Raw genomic sequence first — 13,244 nt, 5'->3', positions numbered from 1 at the left:
GGCCAGGGCGGTGGAAGCGGGGAGGGAGAGGGCCAAAGCGGCGGCGCCCGCCTGGAAAAGAAGCTCCCGGCGGCTGCGGTCCTGCGGTCCCGCCATCACGGGATCATCGGAGGAAGGCTCTGTCACGGCGCGGCGAAGTCCCGGAATCGTCGGCGTCATTGGACCTGTGATGTCGGCGCGGGAAGGCGCGGGGTGCGGTGCGGCATGTCCCGGCTTTACCACGGCGCGGCCTGAACCCAACCTTAAGCCGGAAAGGACCGAAACCGTTCACGGGACCGCGACATTTCCGATAGGCGAGCGGCCGGCGGGCGCCGGGCGCGGCAGGCGAGGGGGGCCCAGACTGGCCGAATGGCCGCGCTTATGACAGATTCCGCGGGTCGTTCCCCTCACACGAGGCACCTCATGGCGCTCATCCCATGCCCTGCCTGCACGCGACAGGTCTCCGCGCAGGCCCTCGCCTGCCCGGGCTGCGGCCATCCCGGTGACGCCGCTTCCCCGGCGGGAGGCGGTGTCACGCGCATGCTGGGAACCGTCGCCGGCACCTACATCTCCACCACCACCCTGGCGAGCCTGGTCCTCGGGGTCGTCATGTTCGTGTGCGTGGCCGCCGTGCTGATCACCCTGATCCTCAAGAGCCAGTGACCGGGACGGGGCGGACCGGACCTCCGTCGGCGCCTCCAGCTTGCCGGCGGCGCAGGCTTGCTACCCGGCAATCCGCGCAGTAGCGCAGCCGGACGCGACGAGACGCGACCCGGCCCCCGGCCCGACAGCGGCGGAGAGACGATGACGGCGCAGACCAGCATTTCGAGCGAAACCGCCAGGACGGGCGGACGCAGCCTCACCGCCATCGTGCTCGCCGCCGGCAAGGGCACGCGGATGCGCTCGGACCTGCCCAAGGTGCTGCATGCGGTGGCCGGGCGGACCATGCTCGGCCACGTGCTCGCCGCCGCGAGCGAAGCGGGAGCGAACCGCATCGCCGTGGTGGTGGAGCCGGGGCAGGAGGCGGTCGCCGCCGAGATCGCCCGCGCGGCCCCCGGCGCCTCGGTCCATCCGCAGGTCGAGCGCCTCGGCACGGCCCATGCGGTGCTGGCCGCCCGCGAGGCCCTGGAAGCGGGCTCCGACGACGTGGTGATCGCGTTCGGCGACACCCCCCTCGTCACCGGGGCCACCCTCGCCCGCCTGCGCGCGCCCCTGGCGAAAGGGGCGGCGGTGGCGGTGCTGGCCTTCACGTCGGAGAATCCCACCGGCTACGGACGGGTGCTGACGGACGGCGGTCGCGTCCTCGCCATCCGCGAGGAGAAGGATGCGAGTGCGGAGGAGCGTGCCGTCACCCTGTGCAATGCCGGCCTGATGGCGCTGTCCGGCCCCCATGCCCTCGCCCTGCTGACGCGGATCGGCAACGCCAACGCGGCGGGCGAGTATTACCTGCCCGACGCGGTCGGACTGGCTGTCGCGGATGGGCTCGACGTGGCGGTGGTGCCGGTGGACGAGGCCGAGGCGCAGGGCGTCAACGACCGGGTCCAGCTCAGCGTCGCCGAGGCGACGATCCAGGCGCGCCTGCGCCGCGCGGCGCAGATCGGGGGAGCCACGCTGGTGGCGCCGGACACGGTTTTTCTGAGCGTGGACACGGTATTGGGCCGGGACGTTCTCGTGGAACCTCATGTGGTGTTCGGCCCCAAAGTGACCGTGGGCGACCACTGCGTGATCCATGCCTTCTCGCATCTCGAAGGCGCGACCCTGGCACGGGGCGTCCATATCGGCCCCTATGCGCGGCTCCGGCCGGGGGCCGTACTGGAGACGGGCTCGCGCATCGGCAATTTCGTCGAGATGAAGAACGCGCGCCTCGGCGAGGGCGCCAAGGCCAACCACCTCACCTATCTCGGCGACGCCGAGATCGGGCCGGGGGCGAATGTCGGGGCCGGCACCATCACCTGCAATTACGACGGGGTGAACAAGCACCGCACCGAGATCGGGGCCGGGGCCTTCATCGGCTCGAACACCGCCCTGGTGGCGCCGGTGAGCGTCGGGGCCGGCGCCATCGTCGGCGCGGGCTCGGTCATCACCGCCTCGGTGCCGGGCGACGCCCTCGCCATCGCCCGCAGCCGCCAGCGCATCATCGAGGGCGTGGCCGGTGGAATGCGGGCGGGGCTAGAGGCGATCAAGGCCGCCAAGCGATCCTCGGGCCTCTAATGGCAACTCCGCTCCATGACCGATGCCTGCAAGAGGCACTGAACTGAAACTCGGTTCAGCGCAAAATCTGGCTTTTCCATAACCTGGGGGTTATAGTTCCAGATTCTTGGACCGTGGTGCTGCACGATGCCTTCGATCCTGAATACGAAGCGTTGTCCGGATCGGTCCAAGACGCGATTGCAGCTTTATCGCTGCTTCTCATGGAGTACGGACCTGCCCTCGGGCGCCCGCATGTCGACACGCTTTCGGGGTCGCGGCATGCCAATATGAAGGAATTGCGGTTCCGGGCCGAGGGTGGAGTATGGCGGGTCGCATTCGCCTTCGATCCGGAGCGCCAAGCCATTCTCCTGATCGCAGGTGACAAGGCTGGGGTGGCGCAAAAACGTTTCTACAAAGGACTCATCGCCAGGGCGGACCATCGGTTCGAGGAACATCTGGCAGCGCGGGAGCGATAGAATGGCACGGACGATGGAACAGGTGATCGCCGCAATGCCGCCCGACCGTCATGCGCGAATTCAGGCTCGCGCGGACGAGATGAAGGCCGAGATCGACGGGCTCAAGGCGTTGCGTCTGCTCGCTGACCGCAGCCAGGAAGACATCGCGCGGGAGCTGGGCATCACGCAGCCCGCCGTTCTCAAGATGGAGCGTCAGACCGACCTCTACCTCTCGACGCTGCGTCGGTTCGTGGAAGCGGCGGGAGGCAAGCTGGAACTGCGTGTGGAGTTGCCCGGCAAAGGCGTGATTCATCTCACGAACATGGGTGAGCTCGCGCCTTGACCGTATAGGACGCCGACCGGCCTCGCTTTGCGAGGATACGTCCGACCCATGGCGCACCTTCAGAACGCCGCGCCAGAATCATAAAAGCTATTCTTATCATGAACTTGCCATACTTTCTTGATGATAAGAATGAGGACAAGCCATGCCGCCCATGCGGCACAATGACGGGATAGCTGGCGGCGAGGCGTCCCGATCCGATACAAGGCGGTTCTGGAAGGCGTGGGCCGCTCCTTGCGTGGGCCACCGCCAAAATCCCGGTCGGAGACGTCGGAAGCCCGTACTGCTTCCGCCATTCCGGCCCGGCCACTCGTGTGAGAAGTAGCGTCCATGTGCGGAATCGTTGGCATCGTCGGGCATGAGGCGGTGGCGGGACAGGTGGTCGAAGCCCTGCGCCGCCTCGAATACCGTGGCTACGATTCGGCCGGCGTCGCCACCCTGGCCCATGGCCGGCTGGACCGCCGCCGGGCCGAGGGCAAGCTCTCCAATCTCGAACTCAAGCTGCGCGACGAGCCGCTGCCCGGCGCCATCGGCATCGGCCATACCCGCTGGGCCACCCATGGCCGCCCTAACGAGACCAATGCCCACCCCCATGCCACGGCGCGGCTGGCGGTGGTCCATAACGGCATCATCGAGAACTTTCGCGAGCTGAAGGCCGAGTTGCAGGCGAAGGGCGTGCGGTTCGAGAGCGAGACCGACACCGAGGTCGTGGCCCAGCTCGTCAGCGCCGAGATGGACAAGGGTCTCGGCCCGGTGGAGGCCGTGGCCGCCGCCCTGCCGCGCCTGCGCGGCGCGTTCGCGCTGGGCTTCATCTTCGCCGGCCACGACGACCTCCTCATCGGCGCCCGCCACGGTGCGCCCCTGGCCATCGGCTTCGGCGACGGCGAGACCTATCTCGGCTCGGACGCCCTCGCCCTCGCGCCCTTCACCGAGGAGATCACCTATCTCGAAGAGGGCGACTGGGCGGTGCTGACCCGCGAGGGCGCCGCGATCCGCAACATCGACGGCAACCCGGTCTCGCGCCAGCGCCAGCGCATCGTCGCCCAGGCCTACCGGGTGGAGAAGGGCAACCACCGCCACTTCATGGCCAAGGAAATCCACGAGCAGCCCGAAGTGGTCGGCCGCACGCTGGCCCATTACGTCGATCTCGCCAATGGCCGGGTCGCCCTGCCCGAGGCCCTGCCGTTCGATTTCAAGGATCTCTCGCGGCTCTCGATCACCGCCTGCGGCACCGCCTATTATGCCGGGCTGGTGGCGAAATACTGGTTCGAGAGCCTGGCGCGCCTGCCGGTGGAGATCGACGTCGCCTCCGAGGCGCGCTACCGCGAGCCGCCCCTCGACAAGGCCGGCCTCACCCTCGTCATCTCGCAATCGGGCGAGACCGCCGACACCCTGGCCTCCCTGCGCTACGCCAAGGACCAGGGCCAGCACACCCTCGCGGTCGTCAACGTGCCGACCTCCACCATCGCCCGCGAAGCCTCGGCCGTGGTGCCGACCCTGGCCGGCCCCGAGATCGGCGTGGCCTCCACCAAGGCCTTCTCCTGCCAGCTCACCGTGCTCCTGTGCCTCGCCATCGCGGCGGGCCGGGCGCGGGGCACCCTGAGCGCCGAGCGCGAGCGCGACCTCGTCGACGCGCTCATCACCGTGCCCGGCCTGATGGCGGACGCGACCAAGCTGGAAGGCGAGATCGAACTTCTGGCCCGCGAGGTCTCGAAGGCCCGCGACGTGCTCTATCTCGGCCGCGGCACCAGCTACCCGATGGCCCTGGAGGGCGCGCTGAAGCTCAAGGAGATCAGCTACATCCATGCCGAGGGCTATGCCGCCGGCGAGCTCAAGCACGGTCCCATCGCCCTCATCGACGAGAGCGTGCCGGTGATCGTGATCGCGCCGCACGACGCGATCTTCGAGAAGACGGTGTCGAACATGCAGGAGGTGGCCGCCCGCGGCGGCCGCATCATCCTCATCGGCGACGCCAAGGGCGCGGCGGCGGCCGGCCTCGACACCATGGCGACGGTGACCATGCCCGACCTCGACCCGGTCGTGGCCCCCATCGTCTACGCCGTGCCGATCCAGCTCATCGCCTATCATACGGCTGTGTTCATGGGCAAAGACGTGGACCAGCCGCGCAACCTCGCCAAATCGGTCACGGTGGAATAGGCCGGAACCGCCACCGGAATCCGACGATTGTCAGGCGCTCCTCGAAACCGGGTCGCGTGGCGGTCGAAGCGGGGGTCGCATGGCGGTCGATCGCGACGACGCGGCAGGCCCATTGAACGGCCCGGTTGGGCGGCGCCCGGACGGGTGCGCGGCGGCGGAGACCAGGTTTGACGTATCTCACGCTCGCCCTGCAGGGCATTGCCGGTCTGCTGGTGGCAGCCACGGCGCTGCCCCTGATCGAGACCAATCTCGGCTTCATCCGCAGCCTGGACTTCCCCCGGCTCCAGATCGCGGTGGCGCTGGCGGCCTGCCTCGTCGGCCTCCTGCTGGTCTCCAGGGACCTTCCCTCGCTGATCCTCGCCCTCGCCATGGCGGCGGCGCTGGTCACGCAGGTGCGCTACATCCTGCCCTTCACGCCGCTCGCCGCCACCCAGGCGAAGGCGGCCACGGCTTGCGAACCGGGAGCCCGGCTCAGCCTCGTGGTGCTCAACGTCCTGCAGACGAACAGGAATTACGGCGCGGCCCTCGATCTCGTCACGCGCCGGTCCCCCGATCTCGTCCTGCTGCTGGAGACCGATTCCGGCTGGCAGGAGGCCATGGCTCCGTTGCGCGCGCTCTACCCGAACCGGGTCGAGCAGCCGCAGGACAACACCTACGGCCTGTTGTTCTACTCGCGCCTGCCCCTGCGCGGCCCCGAAATCCGCTTCCTGCTCCAGGACGACGTGCCGTCGCTGCGCACGCAGGTGGTGCTGCCGGACGGCGAGGCGGCGACGCTCTACGGCCTGCACCCGCGCCCCCCGCATCCCGGCCATAGCAGTGCGCCCCGCGACGCCGAGCTCGTGATCGTCGCCCGCGAGGTCGCGGAAGCGCCGGGACCGACCATCGTCGCCGGCGACCTCAACGACGTGGCCTGGTCCCGCACGACCCAATTGTTCCAGAGTATCAGCGGCTTGCTCGATCCGCGCCAGGGCCGCGGCCTGTTCGCGACCTTCCACGCGCAATGGCCGGTGATGCGCTGGCCCCTCGACCACGTCTTCTTCAGCGAGCATTTTCTGCTCGGCCACATGGAGCGGCTGCCCGATGTCGGCTCCGATCATTTCCCGATCACGGTCAGCCTCTGCGCCGCGCCGCAGGCCCTCACACGGCAGGAGAAGCCGGAGGCCACCGCCGAGGATCATCGCGACGCCAGGGAGGCCATCGAGGCCGTGCGCTGACGATGTCCGGAGTGGTGTCGACACGGTCCCTCTCCGGTCGCAGACTGGCCCTCGCACATCGCCCGGCGCGCCTCGTGCTTGCCCGCCTTCGGGCCGGACATCCGACGTGAAGACCGTTCCGGGCACAGGACGAGACGCCATGGCGCACGATCACGATCATCACCACGACCATCCGGACCACGCACATGGCAGCAGCCTCAGCCCCATCGAGGCGCGGGTGAAGGCGCTGGAATCGCTGCTGCTGGAGAAAGGCTACGTCGAGGCGGACGCCCTCGATGCCCTCGTCGAGATGTACGAGACCCGCATCGGCCCCCATAACGGCGCCCGTGTCGTCGCCCGCGCCTGGACCGATCCGGCCTATCGCGAACGGCTCCTCGCCGACGCAACGCCGGCCATCGCGGAACTCGGCATCGGCGGGCGCGGCGGCGAGCATATGGTGGTGGTCGAGAATACGCCCGACAGCCACAACCTCGTCGTCTGTACCCTGTGCTCCTGCTATCCCTGGCCCGTGCTCGGCCTGCCGCCGGTCTGGTACAAGGCGCCGCCCTACCGCGCCCGCGCCGTCCTCGACCCGCGCGGGGTCCTCGCCGAGTTCGGCCTGACCCTTCCCGAGCCGACCCGCATCACCGTGTGGGATTCCACCGCCGAGACCCGTTTCATGGTCCTGCCCCTGCGGCCCGCCGGCACCGAATCCCTCACCGAGGCCGAGCTCGCCGCCCTGGTCACGCGCGATTGCATGATCGGCACCGGGCTGCCGCTCACCCCGGAGTCCGGCCGATGAACGGGGCGCAGGATCTCGGCGGCGCCCACGGATTCGGCCCCGTCATGCCGGAGGCGAACGAGCCGGTGTTTCATGAGGGGTGGGAGCGACGCGTCTTCGCCCTGGCCCTGGCGATGGGCTATACCGGTACCTGGACCCTGGATGGCAGCCGCGCCGCGCGGGAATCGCTGCCGCCGGCGGAGTACTTGTCGTCGAGCTATTACGAGATCTGGCTCGCCGCCCTCGAAGCGCAGATCGTCGCCCATGGCCTTGCCACGCAAGAGGAAATCGCCGGCGGCGCGAGCCGGGAGCCGGCGCGGGCGGTCAAACGGGTGCTGCATGCCGAGGAGATTCCGCCCCGCTTTTCGGCGGGATTCCCCAGCGACCGGCCGCCGGATGCGCCGGCCTTATATGCGGTACGCGACCCCGTCTTGATGCGCAACGACCACCCCACGGGCCACACCCGCCTACCGCGCTACGTCCGGGGACGGCGTGGCGTCATCGAGCGGATCCACGGCGCCTTCGTCCTGCCCGATGCCAGCGCGGAGGGCCGGGATGCCCCGCCGCAATGGCTCTACACGGTGGGGTTCGAGGCCGCCGAACTGTGGGGGGCGAGCGCCGACCCGGGCGGGCGCGTCACCGTAGCCGCCTTCGAGGGCTATCTCCTGCCGGGGACGCCGCGATGACCGCCGCGATGACCGCCATGTGCCGGCCCGACGATCCGGGACCGTTCGCGGAACCCTGGGAGGCGCAGGTCTTCGCCCTCGTGGTCGCCCTGCAGGAGCGGGGCCTGTTCACGCAGGCGGACTGGGCGCACGCCCTCGGGCGCACGATCCGGCCGGAGGGCGAGCCGGAAGCGGCGGCCGATTACGGACGCTGGCTCGCGACCCTGGAAACACTGCTCGCCGAACGCGGGGTCACCGATTCCGTGAGCGTCCAGGCCCGCAGCGACGCCTTCCTGCGCGCCGCCGCCGCGACCCCGCACGGCGAACCGATCGTCCTGGCGAACGATCCGCATTCAACGACCTGAGAAACCCCGACCTGCGAACGAGGCCCCGGCTCTGGCGGAGCGGGCGCCGGCGGGGCATCCTGCGGCTTTCCCTCCCCGACGAGAACGGACACGACCATGGCAACGCCGCGCGACCTCAAGGTCCAGATGGCCGGTGAGACCCGTGCCCGCGAACGGGCACAGGCCCTGGCCTCGGCCAGCGCCGTGCGGGCTCAGCGGGCCGAACTCGCCCTCAAGGAGGCTCTGGCGGAGCGGGATGCGTGGAAGGAGAGGGCGCTCGCCGCGGAAGCGGCCCTCGGCGAGACCAGGCCATGATCCTTCGTCTCGGATCATCCGGGGCAGAGCCTCCTCGCGCTTGAGGTGACACGCCCGACCCGCTAACCCTTGTCATGCAGGCTGACGATCGGCCTCCCACGAGACAGGCCGACCGTGCGCGAAACGCTCACCCCGTTGCCGGAACCAGACCCCGCCGGAGCACGACCGCCGCCCCGGGTGAGCAAGAAGAGCCGCCTGCGGACCTACTTCCTCACCGGCATCATCGTCGCCGGGCCGCTGGCGATCACGATCTACATCACGTGGTGGTTCATCAGCCTCATCGACGGCTGGGTGAAGCCCCTGGTACCGGCGAGCTACCTGCCGGACCATTACCTGCCCTTCTCGATCCCGGGCATCGGCCTCGTCATCGCCTTCATCGCCGTGACGCTGCTCGGCTTCCTCACCGCCAACCTCGTCGGGCGCAGCGTGGTCGAGTTCGGCGAGGTGCTGCTGGCGCGCACCCCGGTGATCTCGGGCCTCTACAAGGGCCTGCGGCAGATCTTCGAGACGCTGTTCTCGGCCAACGGCACGTCGTTCCGCACCGTCGGTCTGGTGGAGTTCCCGGTAAAGGGCACATGGTCGGTGGTGTTCGTCTCGGCGCCCGCCGGCCCCGACGTGCAGACCGCGCTCGGCGAGGAGAACGACCATGTGGGCGTGTTCCTGCCCTGCGCACCCAACCCCACCACGGGGTTCTTCTTCTACCTGCCGAGGGCGGACATCATCGAAGTCCCCATGAGCATCGACGACGCGGCCAAGCTCGTCATGTCGGCGGGGGTGATCCAGCCGGAGGACCCGCAGGTCAGGCTGCAGGCCATGGCGGCCTCGATCCGCTCGGCTCAGGCCGGAGCCGTCCAGGCGACCGAGGACGATCCCCTGCTGGAGGCATCGTCCCATCGCCAGGAACAGCTCGTCAAAACCCGGAAGGTCGTCGAGAAGTCGATCTGACGCTTCGGCAGCAAAGCGCGAAATCCGCGCCTCACCGCCGAAGAGAAGGGACCTAGTTGTGAACCGTCATCGACGCCTTCTCGACGGGAAGCGTCGGAGGCGAGGCGTCGGCGATGTGACTCGTGGTGTGGTGAGGGGCGGTGGAGCCACCCCAGCCGATGGCGACCTGGGCGGTGACGGCCACGAGGAGAAGCGCCATCAGGGCGTTCGCGGCGATCCGGAAGGGGCGGGCGGATCGACGGACCGCGAGGAGGACATCGTCCGTCGTCTTGAGCGCGGGCTCCTTGCCATCCGAAATCGGAAGCAGCCAGGGCTCGCTCGGAAGCGCATAGGCACTTCCCATTTCGTGGGCACCCGGCAGGTTTTGGAACAGTCCGGCAGACATATCCATCCTCCTGAAAACTGTGTGGCAGCCCAGTGTGGCGGGCCGTTCGTTCATGTTCAGTTAAGGGGAGAATACGTTCATTTCAAGTTCAGGAAGTCCGTGCGGCACCGCACCATTCGCCCGCCGGGCAGTGATGCGATCCTTCCCAAGCCGCTGATTCGAGACGGAAATTCCGTCACTCCGGCTGCGACGCCATGGCCATCCGGAGGCAGAGTGCGCAGGCCCGATCCCGGCCGATCGTCGCAATTGTCCGCACATCCTTCAGCCTCGTTCAGCCGGCGAATCACCTCAACCGGCCCCGAGGAGCCGGATCGCCGCGTCCCGCTCGAACAGGTAGAGCAGCACTCGCAGCGCCTGTCCGCGCTCGGATCTGAGGCCGGAATCGCGCTCGACGATGAGCCGCGCATCGTCGCGGGCGACCTCCAGCAGGGCGGCATCGCTCTCGAGGCTGGCAAGCCGGAAGGCGGCCACCCCCGATTGGCGGGTGCCCAGCACCTCCCCCTCGCCGCGCAGGCGCAGATCCTCCTCGGCGATGCGAAAGCCATCCTCGGTCTCGCGCATCATCTCGAGGCGGGCCCGCGAGACCTGCCCCAGCGGGCCGCGATAGAGCAGCAGGCAGGTGGAGGCCTTGGCCCCGCGCCCCACCCGTCCGCGCAGCTGGTGCAGCTGGGCGAGGCCGAAGCGCTCGGCATGCTCGATCACCATGATCGTCGCCTCGGGCACGTCGACGCCCACCTCCACCACCGTGGTGGAGACGAGGATCTTCGTCTCGCCGGCGGCGAACCGCTCCATGGCGGCATCCTTGTCCGGCCCCGGCATCTTGCCGTGGATCAGGCCGACGGCGTCGCCGAATTCCTGCCGCAGGTCGGCGAAGCGGTCCTCGGCGGCGGCAAGATCGACATATTCGGATTCCGCCACCAGCGGGCAGATCCAGTAGACCCTGTCCCCGGCGGCGAGCGCCCGGCCCAATCCCGCCACCACCTCGTCGAGGCGATCGGTGGAGACGAGGCGGGTGGCGATGGGCTGGCGCCCTGCCGGCTTCTCGTCGAGGACCGAGACGTCCATGTCGCCAAAGCAGGTAAGCGCCAGGGTGCGCGGGATCGGGGTCGCGGTCATCACAAGGATGTCCACCGCCGCCCCCTTGGCGCCGAGCGCGAGACGCTGGTGGACACCGAACCGGTGCTGCTCGTCCACCACGGCGACGCCGAGATCCTTGAACACCACGCTGTCCTGGAACAGGGCGTGGGTGCCGACGACGATGTCGATATGGCCGTCGGCGAGGTCGGCGAGGGTGGCACGGCGCTCCGAGACCTTGTCGCGCCCGGTAAGGAGGCGCAGGCGCAGGGATCCGACGAGCCCCGTCAGGCGCTCGAAGTGCTGGCGGGCCAGGATCTCGGTGGGCGCCATCAGGGCCGCCTGCCGGCCGACCTCCACCGCCGAGGCCATGGCCAGCAGCGCCACCGCCGTCTTGCCCGAGCCGACATCGCCCTGGAGCAGGCGCAGCATGCGCCGGTCGGAGGCGAGGTCGGCGCGGATCTCGGCTACGGCGCGGGCCTGGGCGCCGGTGAGCGCGAAGGGCAGGGCGGCTTCGATCCGGTCCTTGAGGTGCCCGTCCCCGGCATTGGCCCGGCCGGGCGCGCGGCGGTTGCGGGCGCGCATCAGGGCGAGCGCCAACTGCGAGGCGAGGAGTTCGTCATAGGCGAGCCGCCGCCGGGCGGGGGTGCGGGGCGTAACGCCATCGCTGGCGGGCGCGGGCGGGGCACTCTCGGGCCGGTGCTCGGCCCTGAGGGCATCGGCGAAGCCCGGCAGCCCCTCCCGCGCGAGCCAGGCCGGGTCCTGCCATTCGGGCAGGGTCGGCAGGCGATCGAGGGCGGAATGCGCCAGTTTCGAGATCGCCCGCGAGGTCAGCCCCTCGGTGGCGCCGTAGACGAGTTCGACGGCGGGGAGGGCGGCGAGCCCCGCCTCGTCCACGATCCGCGACGGGTGCACCATCTGCCGGTGCCCGTCCCACAGGTCGATGCGGCCGGAGATGTAGCGGTGGGCGCCGAGCGGCAGCATCTTCTCCACGCGGGCCTGGGGCATGCCGAAGAAGACGAGGGTGATGTCCCCGGTGCCGTCCTCCACCAGGACCCGGAACGGGCGCCGCCCCGTCCCGGCCTGGGGCGGGCGATAGCCGGTGACCGTGACGCCCAGCGTCACCGGCTCCCCCGGCGGCGCCTCGGCGATGGACCCCATCATGGTCCGCGCCACCCCGCCCTGGGGCAGGTGGAACAGAAGGTCGACGATCCGCGCGGGCTGCTCCGGGGTGCCGAGCAGCCGCTCGATCAGCGGCGCCATCTTCGGGCCGACGCCGGGCAGGGTCCGGGCCTCTGCGAAGAGCGGGTCGAGGATGCTGGGACGGAGAAGTTGCGGGCGGGGTTCGTCTGTCATGGGCGAAGCGACCATCCCTCGTATGGATGCGGGACGGAAGACACCCGAAGGGAGGATGACAGTGCCGGACCTCGCGTATCCGTCATGCCGGGAGGAGAGAGCATAAGATCGGCATAGAATGCGGGGACCGAGCCGGGCAACGATCTCTTTGCCGCTGCCGCCGCGCGTGACGATATGGTCCGGCGGCGTTGCAACTCTGTCGGGATCGGCCATATTCGGGAAGCCGGTCCCGTTGCGGACATTGCGGCATGGAATTCCAGCGCACGCACCATGGCCACGATCGCCCTCGATACTCTCGCCAGCGCCCGGAAGCTGAAAGCCGCCGGGTTCTCGGACGACCAGGCGGAGGCCGTGACCGGCGTCCTTCGCGAGACGCGAGAAACCGATCTGTCGACGCTGGTGACGAAATCCGACCTCAAGACCGAGATCGCGGAATCGAAATACGACATTCTCAAATGGGTCCTGTCGGCTATCGGATTCCGGACCATCGTCATCGTGGGCGCAATCGTCACGCTTGCGCGAGGGCTGCGCTGAAAAGGTCTGTGCTGAACCTCGCGCGATCCGACACTCCACCGATCCGGGGATCCCAGGATCGCAGCATCACAGGCTGACCCCATGTCCGGAACCACACGTACCAGCGCCGACCTCGATCCACGCCGCCGCCGCACCCTCTTCCGCGCCTGGCACCGCGGCATGCGCGAGATGGACCTGATCATGGGCCGCTTCGCCGATGCCGAGATCGGCACGCTGAGCGAGGAGGAGCTGACCACCTTCGAGGCCCTGATCGAGGTGCCCGACCGCGACCTGTTCCGCTGGCTCACCGGCGAGGACGAGACGCCGCAGAACTACGACACGCCGGTATACCGCCGCCTCCAGGCGTTCCATAAGCACGACGCGCCGATTCACTAGATTCCGGCGCCGCCCTGCGGGCGTCACATCCGGTCACCGTCTCGTCCAACCCATTCACCTCAAGATGAGGTGAATGGGTTGGACGAGACGGTCCGATCGACGCATTCCCATGAGTTCGAAACCCCGACCCGATGGCCAAGCCCCAGCCTAAAGCGC

General features: G+C 69.2%; 15 protein-coding genes. 13 read left to right on the top strand and 2 right to left on the bottom strand.

The features are described from left to right. The first annotated feature begins 402 nt into the window (after positions 1 to 402). The 11 genes from FPV16_RS25420 to FPV16_RS25370 all read left to right on the top strand — a co-directional run bounded on the left by FPV16_RS25420 (position 403) and on the right by FPV16_RS25370 (position 9,364). Positions 403 to 642 carry a hypothetical protein gene (locus FPV16_RS25420; RefSeq protein WP_227441298.1) on the top strand — a complete coding sequence of 80 codons (240 nt, stop codon included), beginning with the start codon at positions 403 to 405 and terminating at the stop codon, positions 640 to 642. Positions 643 to 783: 141 nt separating this feature from the next. Beyond that, positions 784 to 2,190: a bifunctional UDP-N-acetylglucosamine diphosphorylase/glucosamine-1-phosphate N-acetyltransferase GlmU gene (gene glmU, locus FPV16_RS25415; RefSeq protein ID WP_227441297.1), complete on the top strand. Its 1,407-nt coding sequence runs from the start codon at positions 784 to 786 to the stop codon at positions 2,188 to 2,190. A gap of 113 nt (positions 2,191 to 2,303) precedes the next feature. Further along, entirely contained in the window at positions 2,304 to 2,645 is a 342-nt protein-coding gene (locus tag FPV16_RS25410; RefSeq protein WP_227441296.1) for a type II toxin-antitoxin system RelE/ParE family toxin, read from the top strand. A gap of 1 nt (position 2,646) precedes the next feature. After that, on the top strand, positions 2,647 to 2,967 hold the full coding sequence (locus FPV16_RS25405) for an XRE family transcriptional regulator (RefSeq protein WP_227441295.1): 321 nt from the start codon (positions 2,647 to 2,649) through the stop codon (positions 2,965 to 2,967). Between the two features lie 327 nt (positions 2,968 to 3,294). Then, entirely contained in the window at positions 3,295 to 5,121 is a 1,827-nt protein-coding gene (glmS, locus tag FPV16_RS25400; RefSeq protein WP_227441294.1) for a glutamine--fructose-6-phosphate transaminase (isomerizing), read from the top strand. A gap of 167 nt (positions 5,122 to 5,288) precedes the next feature. Beyond that, entirely contained in the window at positions 5,289 to 6,335 is a 1,047-nt protein-coding gene (locus FPV16_RS25395; protein WP_227441293.1) for an endonuclease/exonuclease/phosphatase family protein, read from the top strand. Positions 6,336 to 6,474: 139 nt separating this feature from the next. After that, on the top strand, positions 6,475 to 7,116 hold the full coding sequence (gene nthA / locus FPV16_RS25390) for a nitrile hydratase subunit alpha (protein ID WP_227441292.1): 642 nt from the start codon (positions 6,475 to 6,477) through the stop codon (positions 7,114 to 7,116). Next, complete coding sequence (gene nthB / locus FPV16_RS25385) at positions 7,113 to 7,781, top strand: nitrile hydratase subunit beta (RefSeq protein ID WP_227441291.1); 669 nt, start codon at positions 7,113 to 7,115, stop codon at positions 7,779 to 7,781. The genes nthA and nthB overlap by 4 nt, the downstream gene beginning before the upstream one ends. Next, positions 7,778 to 8,125 (top strand): nitrile hydratase accessory protein, encoded by a 348-nt coding sequence (locus tag FPV16_RS25380; RefSeq protein WP_227441290.1) that lies wholly within the window; start codon positions 7,778 to 7,780, stop codon positions 8,123 to 8,125. The genes nthB and FPV16_RS25380 overlap by 4 nt, the downstream gene beginning before the upstream one ends. A 96-nt stretch (positions 8,126 to 8,221) precedes the next feature. Next, positions 8,222 to 8,419: a hypothetical protein gene (locus FPV16_RS25375; RefSeq protein WP_227441289.1), complete on the top strand. Its 198-nt coding sequence runs from the start codon at positions 8,222 to 8,224 to the stop codon at positions 8,417 to 8,419. A 114-nt stretch (positions 8,420 to 8,533) separates the two neighbouring features. Further along, on the top strand, positions 8,534 to 9,364 hold the full coding sequence (locus FPV16_RS25370; RefSeq protein WP_227441288.1) for a DUF502 domain-containing protein: 831 nt from the start codon (positions 8,534 to 8,536) through the stop codon (positions 9,362 to 9,364). 52 nt (positions 9,365 to 9,416) lie between these two features. On the opposite strand, the gene FPV16_RS25365 is transcribed toward FPV16_RS25370, so the two are convergent. After that, complete coding sequence (locus tag FPV16_RS25365) at positions 9,417 to 9,749, bottom strand: hypothetical protein (RefSeq protein WP_227441287.1); 333 nt, start codon at positions 9,747 to 9,749, stop codon at positions 9,417 to 9,419. Positions 9,750 to 10,037: 288 nt separating this feature from the next. Continuing rightward, positions 10,038 to 12,179 (bottom strand): ATP-dependent DNA helicase RecG, encoded by a 2,142-nt coding sequence (recG, locus tag FPV16_RS25360; protein ID WP_227441286.1) that lies wholly within the window; start codon positions 12,177 to 12,179, stop codon positions 10,038 to 10,040. Positions 12,180 to 12,449: 270 nt separating this feature from the next. On the opposite strand from recG, the gene FPV16_RS25355 reads away from it, so the two are divergent. Continuing rightward, on the top strand, positions 12,450 to 12,713 hold the full coding sequence (locus FPV16_RS25355; protein ID WP_227441285.1) for a CCDC90 family protein: 264 nt from the start codon (positions 12,450 to 12,452) through the stop codon (positions 12,711 to 12,713). Between the two features lie 81 nt (positions 12,714 to 12,794). Further along, entirely contained in the window at positions 12,795 to 13,088 is a 294-nt protein-coding gene (locus FPV16_RS25350; protein WP_027173438.1) for a succinate dehydrogenase assembly factor 2, read from the top strand. Positions 13,089 to 13,244 lie beyond the last annotated feature (156 nt).

The organism is Methylobacterium sp. W2 (assembly GCF_020662345.1).
Classification (GTDB): Bacteria; Pseudomonadota; Alphaproteobacteria; order Rhizobiales; family Beijerinckiaceae; genus Methylobacterium.
Note: the sequence above shows the minus strand (reverse complement) of the source record. Positions and strands in the feature narration are given on the sequence as shown.